15 protein-coding genes are annotated in these 14,478 nt (G+C 70.2%); 12 read left to right on the top strand and 3 right to left on the bottom strand.

Annotated elements, in window-relative coordinates:
- Positions 1–53: 53 nt before the first annotated feature.
- From FHT32_RS15850 to FHT32_RS15840, 3 genes are all read left to right on the top strand, one after another.
- Positions 54–1,007: a LysR family transcriptional regulator gene (locus FHT32_RS15850; RefSeq protein ID WP_126183476.1), complete on the top strand. Its 954-nt coding sequence runs from the start codon at positions 54–56 to the stop codon at positions 1,005–1,007.
- An 88-nt stretch (positions 1,008–1,095) separates the two neighbouring features.
- The gene (locus FHT32_RS15845; protein WP_176665544.1) at positions 1,096–2,004 is read left to right on the top strand and encodes a DMT family transporter; all 909 of its coding nucleotides are present in this window, start codon (positions 1,096–1,098) and stop codon (positions 2,002–2,004) included.
- Positions 2,001–2,945 (top strand): glutaminase, encoded by a 945-nt coding sequence (locus FHT32_RS15840; protein ID WP_176665543.1) that lies wholly within the window; start codon positions 2,001–2,003, stop codon positions 2,943–2,945. Before FHT32_RS15845 ends, FHT32_RS15840 begins: the two co-directional genes overlap by 4 nt.
- Positions 2,946–2,955: 10 nt before the next feature.
- Here the strand turns inward: FHT32_RS15840 and FHT32_RS15835 are convergent, their stop codons facing one another.
- The gene (locus FHT32_RS15835) at positions 2,956–3,939 is read right to left on the bottom strand and encodes an SDR family oxidoreductase (RefSeq protein ID WP_176665542.1); all 984 of its coding nucleotides are present in this window, start codon (positions 3,937–3,939) and stop codon (positions 2,956–2,958) included.
- Between the two features lie 96 nt (positions 3,940–4,035).
- On the opposite strand from FHT32_RS15835, the gene FHT32_RS15830 reads away from it, so the two are divergent.
- The 5 genes from FHT32_RS15830 to FHT32_RS15810 all read left to right on the top strand — a co-directional run bounded on the left by FHT32_RS15830 (position 4,036) and on the right by FHT32_RS15810 (position 9,123).
- On the top strand, positions 4,036–4,974 hold the full coding sequence (locus FHT32_RS15830; RefSeq protein ID WP_176665541.1) for a LysR family transcriptional regulator: 939 nt from the start codon (positions 4,036–4,038) through the stop codon (positions 4,972–4,974).
- The gene (locus FHT32_RS15825; RefSeq protein ID WP_176665540.1) at positions 4,971–5,465 is read left to right on the top strand and encodes a hypothetical protein; all 495 of its coding nucleotides are present in this window, start codon (positions 4,971–4,973) and stop codon (positions 5,463–5,465) included. Before FHT32_RS15830 ends, FHT32_RS15825 begins: the two co-directional genes overlap by 4 nt.
- Positions 5,466–5,639: 174 nt before the next feature.
- Positions 5,640–6,677, top strand: a complete 1,038-nt coding sequence (locus FHT32_RS15820) for an aliphatic amidase (protein ID WP_176665539.1) — start codon at positions 5,640–5,642, stop codon at positions 6,675–6,677.
- On the top strand, positions 6,674–7,492 hold the full coding sequence (locus tag FHT32_RS15815; protein WP_176665538.1) for a CbbQ/NirQ/NorQ/GpvN family protein: 819 nt from the start codon (positions 6,674–6,676) through the stop codon (positions 7,490–7,492). Before FHT32_RS15820 ends, FHT32_RS15815 begins: the two co-directional genes overlap by 4 nt.
- Entirely contained in the window at positions 7,489–9,123 is a 1,635-nt protein-coding gene (locus FHT32_RS15810; RefSeq protein WP_176665537.1) for a nitric oxide reductase activation protein NorD, read from the top strand. Before FHT32_RS15815 ends, FHT32_RS15810 begins: the two co-directional genes overlap by 4 nt.
- Here the strand turns inward: FHT32_RS15810 and FHT32_RS15805 are convergent.
- Entirely contained in the window at positions 9,110–10,003 is an 894-nt protein-coding gene (locus FHT32_RS15805) for a LysR family transcriptional regulator (RefSeq protein WP_176665536.1), read from the bottom strand. The two genes, FHT32_RS15810 and FHT32_RS15805, sit on opposite strands and share 14 nt — an antisense overlap.
- A gap of 105 nt (positions 10,004–10,108) precedes the next feature.
- Between FHT32_RS15805 and FHT32_RS15800 the strand changes: the two genes are divergently transcribed.
- From FHT32_RS15800 to FHT32_RS15790, 3 genes are read left to right on the top strand one after another with little or no spacing between them, the layout of a single operon-like run.
- A complete protein-coding gene (locus tag FHT32_RS15800; protein ID WP_176665535.1) occupies positions 10,109–10,303 on the top strand; it encodes a DUF1127 domain-containing protein in 195 nt (64 codons plus the stop codon).
- A 57-nt stretch (positions 10,304–10,360) separates the two neighbouring features.
- Positions 10,361–12,052 carry a hypothetical protein gene (locus FHT32_RS15795; protein ID WP_176665534.1) on the top strand — a complete coding sequence of 564 codons (1,692 nt, stop codon included), beginning with the start codon at positions 10,361–10,363 and terminating at the stop codon, positions 12,050–12,052.
- A gap of 22 nt (positions 12,053–12,074) precedes the next feature.
- Positions 12,075–12,398, top strand: a complete 324-nt coding sequence (locus FHT32_RS15790; RefSeq protein ID WP_176665533.1) for a hypothetical protein — start codon at positions 12,075–12,077, stop codon at positions 12,396–12,398.
- 7 nt (positions 12,399–12,405) lie between these two features.
- Here FHT32_RS15790 and FHT32_RS15785 read toward each other — a convergent pair whose 3' ends face one another.
- A complete protein-coding gene (locus FHT32_RS15785) occupies positions 12,406–13,446 on the bottom strand; it encodes a LacI family DNA-binding transcriptional regulator (RefSeq protein ID WP_176665532.1) in 1,041 nt (346 codons plus the stop codon).
- 130 nt (positions 13,447–13,576) lie between these two features.
- On the opposite strand from FHT32_RS15785, the gene FHT32_RS15780 reads away from it, so the two are divergent.
- Positions 13,577–14,443 (top strand): dioxygenase, encoded by an 867-nt coding sequence (locus FHT32_RS15780; RefSeq protein ID WP_176665531.1) that lies wholly within the window; start codon positions 13,577–13,579, stop codon positions 14,441–14,443.
- The last annotated feature ends 35 nt before the right edge of the window (positions 14,444–14,478 follow it).

Here is a 14,478-nt window from a genome sequence, read left to right as displayed (position 1 = left end):
AAATCTGTTTGTTTCGTACAGTGCGTACGGAAAATCCATACACTCCCGCCACCATGCGCGCCATCTCCCAGACCTTCCGCTGTTTCGACGAAGTGGCCCGCCGCGGCTCGGTGCGCAAAGCGGCCGAGGCGCTGCACCTCACGGCCGCCGCGGTCCACCAGCAGGTGCTCAACCTCGAGGAGCAGGTCGGCACGCCGCTGTTCGACCGGCTGCCGCGCGGCATGCAGCTGACCACGGCCGGCGAGATCATGGTGGCCGCCGTGCGGCGCGGGCAGCGCGACTTCGACAACGCGCTGGCGCAGGTGGAAGACCTGCGCTCGCTGCGGCGCGGCCACATCAACCTGGCGGTGCCGCATTCCTCGGCCGAGCAGCTGGTGCCCGAGGTCATCGAGACGGCCATGAAGAACTACCCCGGCGTGACCTACGGCGTGCGCTCGGGCAGCGGCGAGAACATCCTCAAATGGGTGGCCAACGGCGAATCGGACATCGGCTTCTGCCTGCGCCGCAAGCCGCCGCCGGGCGTGGAGGAGATCCGCAGCTTTCCGCAGCACCTGGGGCTGGTCACGCCGCCGGGGCATCCGCTGGCGGCGCTGGGCAAGCTGCCGCGTCTGCGCGACTGCCTGGACCACCCGCTGATCCTCATGACGCCCGACACCGAGCTGCGCGCCATGGTCGACCAGATCGACCACCGCGAGCACCGCAAGGTGCGCCCGCTGGTGGAGACCAGCTCGGTGGCGATGGTGCGGCGCCTCGTGGCGGGCGGCACCGGCATCGGCTTCCTCATTCCCGAGAACGTGGCCGAGGACGTGGAGCGCGGCACGCTGGTGTGGACCGGCCTGGCCGACGCGGGCGCGCGCTCCTTCAGCTGCCTCTACCAGCGCTCTGGCCAGACGACCTCGGTGGCCATGGGCATGTTCCTGCAGTTCCTGGAGGCCGCGCTGCAGGCCATCGGCCAGCGCTTCGAGCGCCAGGCGCCGCTGCCGGCGCTGGACGCATTTGCCCAGTGAGCCCACGCGGGTTGCCCGGGCACGATACGATCATCGGATGAATTCGGCGGCCATCGGCCGCCATCCCCCGTTCGATCGACCGCCCCGAATGATCCAGCGCAAAACCCACCTCGACGGCCTCGCCATCGGCCTTCTCATCGCCTGCTGCGCCTTCTGGGGCCTGCAGCAGATCCTCATCAAGACCACCGTGGTGGAGGTGCCGCCGATGTGGCAGGCCTCGATCCGCATGGTCGGCGCGACGGCGCTGCTGTGGCTGTGGTGCGTGTGGCGGCGCGTGCCGCTCTTCGAGCGCGACGGCACGCTGTGGCCCGGGCTGCTGGCGGGCGCGCTGTTCGCGGGCGAGTTCGCCGGCATCTACCTGGGGCTGCAGCACACCAGCGCATCGCGGCTCACGGTGTTCCTCTACACCGCCCCCTTCTGGGTGTCGCTGCTGCTGCCGCGATGGGTGCCGGCGGAGCGGCTGCGCGGCTTCCAGTGGCTGGGGCTCTTCATCGCGTTCTCGGGCGTGGTGCTGGCCTTCAGCGAGGGCTTCGCCCACATGAGCTCGTCGCAGCTCATCGGCGACGGGCTGGCGCTGGGGGCCGGCATGCTCTGGGGCCTGACCACGCTCACGCTGCGCACCACGCGCCTGGCCACGGCCAGCGCCGAGAAGACGCTCTTCTACCAGGTGGCGGTCACCGCGGCGGCGTGCCCGGTGCTCTCGCTGGTGCTGGGCGAGCACTGGGGCTTCTCGTATTCCGCCTGGGCCTGGACCTCCATCGGCCTGCAGACGGTGGTCGGCGCCTTCGCGAGCTATCTCGCCTGGATGTGGCTGCTGCGGCACTACCCGGCCACGCAGATGTCGTCCTTCACCTTTCTCACGCCGCTGTTCGCGCTGGTCTTCGGCGTGGCGCTGCTGAAGGAGCCGCTCACGGCGCAGCTGATCGTGGCGCTGGTGGGCGTGGCGCTGGGCATCGTGCTGGTGAACCGGCGGCCTGCGGTACAACGCGGCGCATGAGCAGCAACATCACCCGATTCCAGCCCGTCCTCGACGAGATCGTCGCCACCCTGCGCCCGCAGCTGGGCCAGGGCGGCAAGGTCGCCAGCTACATCCCGGCGCTCGCGCGCGTCGATGCCCGGCAGTTCGGCATCGCGCTGCGCACCTGCGAGGGCGAGGAAGCCGGCGCGGGCGACTTCGAGACGCCCTTCTCGATCCAGAGCGTGTCGAAGCTCTTCACGCTCACGCTCGCCATGCAGCGCATGGGCGACGCGCTGTGGGAGCGCATCGGCCGCGAGCCCTCGGGCAACCCGTTCAACTCGCTGGTGCAACTGGAGAACGAACAGGGAAAGCCGCGCAATCCCTTCATCAATGCAGGCGCCATCGCGGTCGCCGACCGGCTGGTGAGCCAGGCCAGGGCCGCTGGCGGCAGCGCCAAGGCCGACATCCTCGCGCTCATGGGCGGCCTGTGCGGCGAGCCCATCGCCTTCGACGACGAAGTGGCGCAATCGGAGGCCGAGACGGGCTTTCGCAACATCGCGCTGGCCAACTTCATGAAGAGCTTCGGCAAGATCGACAACGACGTCGAGACCGTGCTGGACACCTACTTCCACCAGTGCGCGCTGCGCATGAGCTGCCGCCAGCTCGCGCGCGCTGCCGCCTTCCTGTGCCGCGACGGGGCGCATCCGCTCGACGGCGAGCCCGAGGTCACGGGCGAGCGGCAGACGCGCCGCATCAACGCGCTGATGCTCACCTGCGGCACCTACGACGCGGCGGGCGACGTGGCCTTCTCCATCGGCCTGCCCTGCAAGAGCGGCGTGGGCGGCGGCATCGTGGCCGTGGTGCCCGACAGGCTCACGCTGTGCGTGTGGTCGCCCGCGCTCGACGCCACCGGCAATTCGCTGCTGGGCATGAAGGCGCTCGAACTCTTCGTGGCGCGCACGGGGCTGTCGGTGTTCTGAGCGGCGCCGGTCAGGCCGCGGCCGCCATCGGCACGGTGGCCAGGCAGCCCATGCCGTCGAGCGCAGCCTCCACCGCCTCGTCGAGCGGCGTGTGCGGCTCGCGGCCGAGGAAGGCCACCAGCTTCGCGTTGTCCATGCCCACGGGCTCGCGCCAGAGGTAGCGCATCTCGCGCATTTCACGGAAGGTGACGACGAAGGGCGAGGCCAGCGTCAGCAGCCACCACGGGAAGGCCGACACGCCGACCCTGGCACCGGTGCGCCGCGCGACCACCTTGCGGATGGCATCGCTCATGCGGGTGCCGTCGGCGTCCCAGTGGCCGGCCATGTGGAAGCGCGCGAAGGGCCCCAGCCTGTCGCGGCGCGCGAGCAGCTCGACCATGGTGCGCGCCACGTCGGGCAGGTACGACCACTGGTGGCCGACGCCGGGACTGCCGGGATAGCTCACGGCCCGCACGGGCTGCCCCGCCTTCACCAGCCCCTGCGAGAACCAGTTGTTGCCCGCCTTCGGGCCGAAGAAGTCGCCGGCACGCACGATCAGCACGCGCGCGCCCTGGCGGCTGGCCTCTTCCAGACGCCGCTCCATCTCGACGCGGATCGCGCCCTTGCGGGTGAGCGGGCGCTGCGGCGAGCCCTCGGCCAGCAGCGGGAAGGCGTCGGGACCGAAGTTGTAGACCGTGCCCGGCAGAACGATCGTCGCGCCTTCTGCCTTGGCGGCGGCGATGGTGTTGTCGAGCATCGGCAGCACCAGCTGCGACCAGTTGCGGTAGCCCGGCGGGTTGACCGCGTGCACGATGACCGAGCAGCCCGTGGCGGCGCGGCGCACCGCCTGCGCGTCCATCGCGTCGCCTGCGAACCAGGTGATGCCCTCGCGCTTTCCTTCCTGTGTATCGCGCTTCAGTGCGCGCACCTGCCAGCCCGCATCGCGCAGCTGGCGGGCCACTTCGCCGCCGATGCCGCCCGTTGCGCCGAGAACCAGGACCGTGTCGTTTGCCATGGAATGCTCCAGAAGTTGTTGCCGATGGAAGAATTCTGGAACCGCACCGATTCCATTGGAATTGCCGAACATGAGCTATCGGCCATACATTTATGTATGACCTCGAACATCGGCTGGGAGCTCTACCGCACTTTCCTGAGCGTGCTGCGCGAGGGCTCGCTCTCGGGCGCGGCACGGGCCCTCGGCATCACCCAGCCCACGGTCGGGCGCCACGTGGCGGCGCTCGAGGAGGCGCTGGGCACCGTGCTCTTCACGCGCTCGCAGACGGGGCTGCTGCCCACCGAGGTGGCGCTGGCGCTGCGCACGTATGCGGAGGCCATGGAAAGCACGGCCGCCTCGCTGGAGCGCGCCGCCAGCAGCCAGGGCGAAGGCGTGCGCGGCGTGGTGCGCGTATCGGCCAGCGAGGTCGTCTGCGCGGAAGTGCTGCCGCCCATCGTCACGGGGCTTCGCGAGACGCACCCGGCGCTGAAGGTCGAGCTGGTGTCGACCAACCGCGTGCAGGACCTGCTGCGGCGCGAGGCCGACATCGCCGTGCGCATGGTGCGCCCCAGGCAGGAACAGTTGGTGGCGCGCCGCATCGGCAACATCGAGCTGGGCTTCCACGCGCATCGCGACTATCTCGAGCGCCACGGCACGCCGCGCAAGCTCGAAGAGCTGGCCGCCCACTCGCTGATCGGGTACGACCAGCCCACGGCCTTCGTGCGCAACGCGGGCAAGTCGCTCACGGGCTTCACGCGCGACACCTTCTCGCTGCGCACCGACAGCGATCTCACGCAGCTGGCGCTGATCCGCGCCGGCGCCGGCATCGGCATCTGCCAGGTGGCGCTGGCCAGCCGCGACCCCGCGCTGGTGCGGCTGATGCCGCGCGGCCTCTCGCTGAAACTCGACACCTGGGTCACGATGCACGAGGACCTGCGCGGCAGCCCGCGCTGCCGCGCCGCCTTCGATGCGCTGGCAGAGGGTCTCGCGCGCCATATCGACAGTGCCGGGACCGGGGCGAAAATGCCTCGCGCCAGAACGACAGCAACCGAATGACCGAACCCACCACAGACTCCGACATCCTCCCCCTGCAGGAAGACCGCCTCTGGCGCGACGACCGCTGGACCGCCCGCATCATCAAGAACGAGGAAGACGACGGCTGGGCCGTCGAGATGACGCGCCACGGCGACCCGGAGCCCGCCCTCGTCGGCCCCTGGACCATGGGCCGCGACAAGAAGAACCCGAAGCCGCTCGACGGCCCCGCCTTCTCCACGCTGGTGAAGACCGCCGCCGAAGTGATCCGCCGCCACGAGCAGCAGCTGCACGCCACGCTCAACAAGAGCGTGACCGTCACCGCGCGCGACGACCGTCGCGTGCGCGTGGCGCTTTCCATCGTGCCCGACGAGGACAACCCCACGGCCACGCTCACGGCCTTCGACGATGCGGACGACAGCGAACTCGCCAGCGTGAGCGTGTCGCCCGGGTTCAGGCTCACGGCGAGCAGCGCCAGCGCCTGGATCGAGTCGGGCTACGCCCGCCCGCGCTGAAGCGCATTGCCGCCGCAATCAGCGAAATGACGTATGTGCAGCTCGCGATGAGTTGAGAACAATCGGCTCCGACGACACGAACCCATTGCTCCACCGGAAGGCCCGGATCGGTTGAACGCCGATCCGGGCCTTCTTGTTTTCTTCCTTCATCAACCATCCTTCAGGAGCAGCGTCATGAGACACGGTGATATTTCGAGCAGCAGCGATTGCGTGGGCGTCGCGGTCGTCAACTACAAGATGCCCCGCCTGCACACCAAGGCCGAGGTGCTGGACAACGCGCGCAAGATCGGCGAAATGCTGGTCGGCATGAAGAAAGGCCTGCCGGGCATGGACCTGGTGGTGTTCCCCGAATACTCCACGCACGGGATCATGTACGACGCCAAGGAGATGTACGACACGGCCGCCACCGTGCCCGGCGAGGAGACGGCCATCTTCGCCGACGCGTGCCGCCGCGCGAACGTGTGGGGCGTGTTCTCGCTGACCGGCGAGCGCCATGAGGAGCACCCGAACAAGGCGCCCTACAACACGCTGATCCTCATGAACAACAAGGGCGAGATCGTCCAGAAGTACCGCAAGATCATGCCGTGGGTGCCCATCGAGGGCTGGTATCCGGGCGACTGCACCTACGTGAGCGAAGGCCCCAAGGGCATGAAGATCAGCCTGATCATCTGCGACGACGGCAACTACCCCGAGATCTGGCGCGACTGCGCGATGCGCGGCGCCGAGCTCATCATCCGCTGCCAGGGCTACATGTACCCGGCCAAGGAACAGCAGATCATGGTGTCGAAGGCCATGGCCTTCATGAACAACACCTACGTGGCGGTGGCCAACGCGGCGGGCTTCGACGGCGTGTACTCGTACTTCGGCCACTCCGCGCTGATCGGCTTCGACGGCCGCACGCTGGGCGAATGCGGCGAGGAGGAGATGGGCATCAACTACGCCGAACTGTCGATGGGCCTGATCCGCGACGCGCGCAAGAATGGCCAGTCGCAGAACCACCTGTTCAAGCTGGTGCACCGCGGCTACACCGGCACCATCAACTCGGGCGACGGCGACAAGGGCGTGGCGGCCTGCCCCTACAACTTCTACACGAAGTGGATCAACGATCCCGAGGGCACGCGCGAGATGGTGGAGTCGTTCACGCGCAGCACGGTGGGCACGCCCGAATGCCCGATCGAGGGCATCCCGAACGAGCCGGCGCAGCACCGATGAACGCGGCGGTTGCCGATCCGCTGGCCGCCTACCGCATCGAGACCGAGCCTTTCTACCGGCCCGCGGGCAACGAGGTGGCGCTGTACCGGCAGGCGTACGGCCACCGCATGCCGCTGATCCTGAAGGGCCCCACCGGCTGCGGCAAGACGCGCTTCGTGGAGCACATGGCGTGGTCGCTGGGCCGGCCGCTGGTCACGCTGGCCTGCAACGAGGACATGACGGCCTCCGACCTCGTCGGCCGCTACCTGCTCGACGCCGACGGCACGGCCTGGCACGACGGCCCGCTGACGCTGGCCGTGCGGCACGGCGCCATCTGCTACCTCGACGAAGTGGTGGAGGCGCGGCAGGACACGACGGTGGTGATCCACCCGCTGACGGACGCGCGGCGCGTCCTTCCGCTGGACAAGAAGGGCGAGCTGGTGCGCGCGCATCCCGACTTTCAGCTCGTGGTGTCGTACAACCCCGGCTACCAGAGCAGCGCCAAGGACATGAAGCCTTCGACACGCCAGCGCTTCGCCGCGCTGGAGTTCGACTACCCCGACAGCGCGCTCGAAGCCGAGATCGTGTCGCACGAGGCGCAGGTGGGGCTCGACCTCGCGGCAAGGCTGGTGGCCATCGCGCGGTGCTCGCGCGAGCTGAAGCACCGGGGGCTCGACGAAGGCGTGTCGACGCGCATGCTGATCTATGCGGGCGTGCTGATCCGCGACGGCGTGACGCCGCGCGAGAGCTGCGAGATGACGATGACGCGCGCACTGACGGACGACCCCGACATGGCCAGCGCGCTGCAGGGCTTTGTCGAAGCGCAGTTCGGATGAGTGCCGCCCTGTCGCTGCTGGCCCGCGGTCTCGCCGGCATCGACGTGGACGTGCAAGCACTGGCCGGCGCGCGCCCCGTGCTCGTCGGCAAGCGCCTGCTGCTGCCCGAAGACGCGGCTGCAGAAGGCCTGCGCCGGGCCATGGTCGCGCATGCGGTCGCGCACTTGCGCCACTCCACGCCCGCGCGACCGGCGCGCGGGCTCAAGCCCATGGGCATCGCGGTGGCCTCCGCGATCGAGGACGCGCGCGTCGAGCAGCTGCTGTGCCGCAATTTCCCCGGCCTGCGCGGCTGGTTCGCCGTGTCGCAGGCGCCCGCGCCCCATCCGAAGGACCTTGGCTTCGCTGCGCTCATCGCGCGCATGGACCGCATGCTGGCGCTGCCTGCTTGGCAGGACGACAACCACTGGGTCAACAAGGCTCGCCGCCTGTTCGACGAGACCGCGGCGCGCGCGGGCCTGGAAGACCACGACGCCTTCCGCGTCATCGCCTCCATCCTCGCCAACGATCTCGGCCAGATGCGCGTGCGCTTCGAGCCCCGGGACTACGCCGTGCCCGCGCCCTATCGCGACGACAACAGCTACCTCTGGGATTTCGGCGACGCCGATACGCCGCCGGACGAGGCCATCGCGCTCCAGCAATCGGGCGCGCGGCCGCCACCGCCCACGGACGCGCGCAACGCAGGCAGCGACGGCCAGCTACCCGAGGGCATCGACGAGATGACGGAGCTGGGCCGCTTCACCTATCCCGAATGGGACCGCAGGCTTGAGCGCCTGCGCGCCGACTGGTGCACGGTGATCGAGAAGCTGCCCGCCTGGCAAGGCCTTCGCGCGCCGCGCGAGCAGGCCATGGCGGGCGGCGAGCGCATCCCGCCGCCCGCCCTGCCCCGCGCCCGCCATCTCGACCGCACGCACCGGCTGCGCCGCCAGTGGGAAGGCGACGACGTCGACCTGGACGCCGCCATCGAAGTCATGATCGATCGCCGCGCGCGACTGCAGCCCGATCCGCGTCTGTTCATGCGCACCGGCAAGGGCCCGCGCCCGTCGAGCCTGCTGGTGCTGCTCGACCTGTCGGCGTCGGCGAACGATCCGGGGCCGCACGGCCTCTCGCTGATCGACATCGAGAAGCAGGCAGCCCTGCTGCTCGCGGCATCGAAGGCGGCGCACGGCATCGACCGCCTCGCGATCCACGGCTTCTCGTCGAACACGCGCGCGGAGGTCTACTACTACCGCCTGCTCGACTTCGGCCAGCCGCCCGACGCCGCATTGCACGCCACCCTCGCGGCCGTGCAAGGCCGCTACTCCACGCGCATGGGCGCGGCGCTGCGCCATGCCGCCTCGCACCTGCATGGCGAGCCCAACGACCGGCGTGCGATCCTGATCGTGACCGACGGCGCGCCCTCCGACATCGACGTGCACGACCCCGCGTATCTGACCGAAGATGCCCGCCAGGCCGTGGCCGAGGCACGCACAGCCGGCGTGCGCGTCGCATGCGTGGCGGTGGATGGCGCGGCCGATGCCTATGTGCGCCGCATCTTCGGCTGGCGCGACCACGGCATTGCCGACGATGTGCGAAAGCTCCCCCGGCGCCTGGCGCACATGGGTGCGCGGCTCGGAATGCTCAGGCCTGGCTGAAGCTCTTCAGCACCTCGAGCACGCTCAGCGTGGCGCCGTCGAGCAGCGCATGCTGGCGGTGCGCGATGCCCACGCGGCGCGTGAGCTTCGGGCTCACCGGCAGGATCTGCATGCGGTCGTTGCCGGGCGCCATGTCGGTGGACTGCTGCAGCGGCAGCAGCGCCGCGCCGTAGCCAGCCGCCACCAGGCTGCGCATGGCGGCGTCGTAGTTGAGCTCGATGCGCGCGCGCGGCGCGAAGCCCGCGGCGGCGAACCATTCCATGGTGAGGCGGTACATGTGCGTGGTCGCCTCGTTGAAGATCAGCGGCTGCGCCGCCAGCCACGCGGGCGTGACGCGCTTCGGCGCCTTCCAGCGGCGCGGTACGAAGGCCATCATGGGCTGCTCGCACCAGGGCGTGACGACGATGCCGCGCAGCGGCGGCTGCGGAATGGCGACCAGGCCGATGTCTAGCGTGCCCGCGGTCAGCCGCTCCATGGCCTCGAAGGAGCCGCGGATGCTCACTTCCACGTCGATGCCCGAGTGCTCCGCGCCCAGCGCCTCCAGCACCTGCGGCAGCAGGTCGACCAGCACGCCGGTGGAGGTACCGAGCCGCACGCGGCCCACCCGGCCCTCGGCCTGCCGCTTGACGGCCTCCACCGCGTCGTCGGTGTCGCGCAGCAGCTTGCGCCCGCGCTCCACGAGCGCGGCGCCCGCCGCCGTCGGCGTGATGCGCCGGTTGCCCCGCAGCACCAGCGGCGCGCCCAGGCGCGCTTCGAGTTCGCTGATGTGCAGGCTCACCGTGGGCTGGGCCAGGTGCAGCGCCTTGGCCGCGGCCGAGAAGGTGCCGAGGTCGACGATAGCGATGAGGGTGCGCAGTTGGTCGAGGTTGAGCTGTCGCATGGCAAATGACCGTTATCAGAAAGGCTGATTGGCGGTCTCAGAATTCTCAACTTCCACAATAGCATGCCCGGCGGGAAGATGAGCTCACCAACCAAGGAGCCCATCGTGAATGCGCCGAAGCCAACGTCCTTTCATCAACGCCTGATCCATGCCCTGCGCGGCTGGCGGCGCCGCGTGGTGAATCGCCGCCGTGCGCGCCTCGATTCGCTGCAGCTCGCCGGCATGAGCGAGCACGACCTGCGCGACCTGGGCATCGGGCGCAGCGAAGTGCCCGGGCTGCTGGACGAGCACCGGTACTGAACACCGAGTCTTCCCCGGCATCTTCTAACGCCCCGTTTTGAGGTTCAAATCGGGGGCGTGCCCAAGCCAGCCCCACACACCAACCAGGTCTTCATAGAACTCACATCGCCGCAGTCGGTGAACGGCCGGCGCGCGGCCTTCCAGTCGCTGTGGCTGCTGGTGCGCATGCAGCATGCCCATGAGGCCGGCGCCGGTGTCGTGCGGCTGGCCGACCTGCGCGGCGAAGTCTCCGACGCGAGCACGCTGCGCATGGTCGTGAGTCGCGCGTTCCGCGACTTCAAGAGCTGGGGCATCGACGCCGGCTGGGGCGAGGACACGCAGCGCGAGCCCCGCTTCCTCAACGCCGAGCGGCGCAGCCAGGGCCCCTTCTGGCTGCCCGCCGCCGAAGCGAAGCGCGTGCGCGTGCTGGTGGAAGGCCGCGCGGCGACTGCTGCCGAGGTGGCGTCATTTCTCGGCCTGCGCTCGCGCGCTGCGCGGCAGGCCGCCGGATCGCCGCCGCCCGACGCGGTGCACCTGCAGGACGCGGCCTTCTGGAAGCAGCTCGTCGCCTCGCAGCAGGCGGCGCGGCAGGGTCGGCTGATGGCGCCCGTCGCGGGCGAGAAGGCCGGCGAGAACGCGGGCGGCAGCGCGCTCGAATCGATCCGCCTCGCCGGCACGCTCGCAGCCACCGACTTCCAGCGCGCGCTGGTCACGCTCAACGAGGCCATGCTGTGGCGCCGCCTCGGCGACAACGAACAGGCCCGACGCCGGCTGCAGGCGCTCCAGAAGCAGCGGCTCGCGCACCACGTGGCGGGCAACGACTACCTGGGTGCGATGGAGTGCATCGTCGCCGCATGGTGCGCCTACACCGCGCGCGACCTGCCGCTGGCGCAGTCGCTTCTGAGCGGCATGGCCGAGGACGCGGTGCGCGCCCTGGTGCTGCGCCACCACCCCGACGTGCGATTCGAGTGGTGCAACCTGTGGGCGCTGGCCTGCCGCTCGCGCGCGCTGGCGCTCGCGGCCGACGACAAGCCCGCCGCCGCCGCGCTGGCCGAGGAGTCGCTGCAGCGCTTCGGCGAGGCGCTGGCGGCCGCCTTCGAGTCGCATTCCTTCGACGCGGCCCAGCACGTGGCGGCCAACATGGGCATGGCCGCGTGGCTCTTCGACCGGGTGGGCCTGGCCGACCTGCCCGCGCTGGCGCACGACGGCAACGCCGACACCACCCGCCGCGCCGTGCAGTGGATCGCCTTCAGCGAATGGCTTTGCGGCCACACCGACGGCCAGGGCCGCTCGGCGTGGAACGCGATCTACCTGATGCGCATCGCGCGCGGCCATTGCCGGCCGGAACGGCAACCCACGCTCGCGCAGTTCCGCGCGCAGAAGCCGCTGGACCCGGCCGCCGTCTCGAAGCTGGCCGGCCCGCTCGCCGACGCTTTCGACGCGACGAACTGGCCCGCGCGCTGGGTGCAGGTGGCGCAGGCGCGGCTGGCCGACCACCAGGCCGGGCGCCGGCGCTATCCGGGCCTGCAGCACTGCAGCCTGCTGTTCGAGCACGCTTGGTACGCGGCGCATGCTGGCGAGCTGAAAGCGGCCGAGCAGTCGCTGGCGCTGCTGCGCGAGGCGCTGCCCCAGCTGGTGCCCAGCGACCGCGCCTACTTCACCGAATCGTGGAACGACCAGCTGCCGGCCGAGCTGGTGCTCGAGGCGAAGCCGCCGCGCCGGCCTGCCGCGCGGAAGAAGCCCGCGCCGCGCGCGTCTGTGGCACGCTAGCCGGACACGTTTTCATCCGAGCATGTCCGACAAGCCCAACGACCCCATCGACCTGGCCGCACACCGCGAGCGCCGCGCGAGGCTGCAGCAGCAGCGCGACAGGCAGGGGTCGGCCGGCTCGCCGCCGGAGCCCGGTCCGGACGAAGTGCCCTGCCCGCGCTGCAAGGAGCTGATCTACGGCAAGGTGCGGCAGTGTCCCCATTGCGGCGTGTACTTCGTCGGCAGCGCGGCGGACTTCGCGCCCAGGCCCAAGATGTCGCTGCGCACCAAGTGCATCGTCGCGCTGGTCACGCTGGTGCTGCTCTACATGGGCCTGAGCGACGACATCGCCCGCTGGTGGTGGTAGCTGGGCTTCAGCGCGTGCCGCCCGGCGCGGCCGTCGACTGGCGCACCACCAGTTCGGGACGCAGCACCACGGTCGATGCCGACATCGAATGGCCGTCGATCTCCTCGAACAGCATCTCGGCCGCGCGCCAGCCCAGTTCGCGGTGCGGCAGGCGGATGGTGGTGAGCGGCGGGTCGACCATGTCGACCAGCGGCATGTCGTTGTGGCCAGTGACCGAGATGTCCTGCGGCACGCGCAGGCCCGCCTCGCGCAACGCGTCGTAGGCGCCCAGCGCGACCAGGTCGTTGCAGCACACCACGGCCTGCGGCGCGGCGCCGGCCGCGAGCATCTGCTTCATCGCCTCGGCGCCGGCCTCGCGGCTGTAGCTCGCGCACTCCACCACGCGAAAGGGCTTCATGCGGTGGTCGCGCAGCGCCTGCTCCACGCCCAGGCGCCGGCCCACGCCGGTGGGAATGGTCTGCGGGCCCGCGAGGTGCGCGATGCGCTTGTGGCCCAGGCCCACGAGATGGTCGACCGCGAGCTTCATCGCGAGCCGGTCGTCGCTCACCACGGCCGGCAGGCGGCCGGTCTCGTCGGCGCGGTTGACCAGCACGGCCGTCATGCCGGCCTTGGTGACGAAGTCGACCAGCGGATCGTCGCGCGTGGCGGTGGCCATGACCACGCCGTCCACGCGCTGCGCCAGCATGCGCTCCAGCACCGGCCGCGCGAGCGCGTGGTCGACCACGTTGGTGACGAACACGAAGTAGCCGCGCGCGGCGGCGCTGGCCTCGATGCCCTGCAGGATCGGCGGGAACACCGCGTTGGTGATGTCGGGCACCAGCACGCCGATGGTGTGGGTGCGCCCCGTGCGCAGCGCCGAGGCCGCGCGGTTGGGCCGGTAGCCCAGGCGCTGCGCCGCCTCCTCCACCACGCGCAGCACCTCCTCGCTGATCAGCGAGCGTTTCTCGGGACTGAGTGCGCGCGAGACGGTGGACACGTGCACGCCGGCGGCGCGGGCGACATCGCGGATGGTGACGGGCGAGGACGGGGCGGGTGGGTTGGCGCTCATTGATGCAAACGATTGTCGCAGGGGGCATCGGCTCAGGTCGGCTTTCTGCCATTTGAAGACCCCGGATCACCTCCATTTTACTTTTCGGAGATTTGGACTAATATCGTGCAAACGATTGCAAAGACTTGCCATGAACATCGCCACCTCCCCCCACTCGGTGCTGGGCCATGTGCTCGACGCCATGAGACACACGCCCGACCCCAGGCTGCGCACCGTGATGGAAGCGGTCACCCGCCACCTGCACGCGCTGGTGCAGGAAGTGAAGCTGACGGAAGAGGAGTTCGAGCAGGCGCTCGAATTCATCGTCGCCATCGGCCAGGCCACCGGCGAGACCAAGAACGAGGTGGTGCTGGCGGCGGACATCCTGGGCGTGTCGACCGTGGTGGCGCTGCAGAACAACCAGGACCCGCAGGGCGAATCGCCCGCCGCGCTGCTCGGCCCCTTCTGGCGCGCGAACGCGCCGGCCTGCGACCAGGGCGAGAACATCGCCCGCTCGGGCACGCCGGGCACGCCGCTGGAGGTGACGGGCACGGTGCGCGACCATCAGGGCCGGCCGGTGGAAGGCGCCACGGTCGACGTGTGGCAGGCCTCGCCGGTCGGCCTCTACGAGAACCAGGACCCGTCGCAGGAGAACATGAACCTGCGCGGGCGCTTTGCCACCGACGCCGAGGGCCGCTTCCACTTCCGCAGCGTGCGCCCCGCCGGCTACCCGGTGCCGACCGACGGGCCCTGCGGCGTGCTGCTGCGCGCGCAGAAGCGCCACCCGAACCGGCCCGCGCACCTGCACTTCATGGTGAGCAAGCCGGGCCACAAGGTGCTGATCACGCAGGTGTTCGCCGACGACGACGAGAACCTGGAGAGCGACCCGACCTTCGGCGTGACGCGCCGGCTGATCGGCCGCTTCGCGCTCGCGCCCGACGGAAAGAGCGCCTCGCTGCACCACGACTTCGAGCTGGAACCCGGCGAGATGAAGTTCCCGCGTCCACCGATACCTTGACCGCGCCCTTCGGGAGCGCAACACCAGCGGCCCGG

This window comes from Variovorax sp. SG517 (assembly GCF_013376045.1).
In the GTDB taxonomy this organism is placed as follows: domain Bacteria; phylum Pseudomonadota; class Gammaproteobacteria; order Burkholderiales; family Burkholderiaceae_C; genus Variovorax.
This window is presented reverse-complemented; position numbering and strand designations above follow the sequence as displayed.

Bases quoted from the DNA above. Each gene is read 5' to 3' on its own strand.
- FHT32_RS15850 (WP_126183476.1), top strand. From the start codon at position 54: ATGCGCGCCATCTCCCAGACCTTCCGCTGTTTCGACGAAGTGGCCCGC.
- FHT32_RS15845 (WP_176665544.1), top strand. From the start codon at position 1,096: ATGATCCAGCGCAAAACCCACCTCGACGGCCTCGCCATCGGCCTTCTC.
- FHT32_RS15840 (WP_176665543.1), top strand. From the start codon at position 2,001: ATGAGCAGCAACATCACCCGATTCCAGCCCGTCCTCGACGAGATCGTC.
- FHT32_RS15835 (WP_176665542.1), bottom strand. From the start codon at position 3,939: ATGGCAAACGACACGGTCCTGGTTCTCGGCGCAACGGGCGGCATCGGC.
- FHT32_RS15830 (WP_176665541.1), top strand. From the start codon at position 4,036: ATGACCTCGAACATCGGCTGGGAGCTCTACCGCACTTTCCTGAGCGTG.
- FHT32_RS15825 (WP_176665540.1), top strand. From the start codon at position 4,971: ATGACCGAACCCACCACAGACTCCGACATCCTCCCCCTGCAGGAAGAC.
- FHT32_RS15820 (WP_176665539.1), top strand. From the start codon at position 5,640: ATGAGACACGGTGATATTTCGAGCAGCAGCGATTGCGTGGGCGTCGCG.
- FHT32_RS15815 (WP_176665538.1), top strand. From the start codon at position 6,674: ATGAACGCGGCGGTTGCCGATCCGCTGGCCGCCTACCGCATCGAGACC.
- FHT32_RS15810 (WP_176665537.1), top strand. From the start codon at position 7,489: ATGAGTGCCGCCCTGTCGCTGCTGGCCCGCGGTCTCGCCGGCATCGAC.
- FHT32_RS15805 (WP_176665536.1), bottom strand. From the start codon at position 10,003: ATGCGACAGCTCAACCTCGACCAACTGCGCACCCTCATCGCTATCGTC.
- FHT32_RS15790 (WP_176665533.1), top strand. From the start codon at position 12,075: ATGTCCGACAAGCCCAACGACCCCATCGACCTGGCCGCACACCGCGAG.
- FHT32_RS15785 (WP_176665532.1), bottom strand. From the start codon at position 13,446: ATGAGCGCCAACCCACCCGCCCCGTCCTCGCCCGTCACCATCCGCGAT.
- FHT32_RS15780 (WP_176665531.1), top strand. From the start codon at position 13,577: ATGAACATCGCCACCTCCCCCCACTCGGTGCTGGGCCATGTGCTCGAC.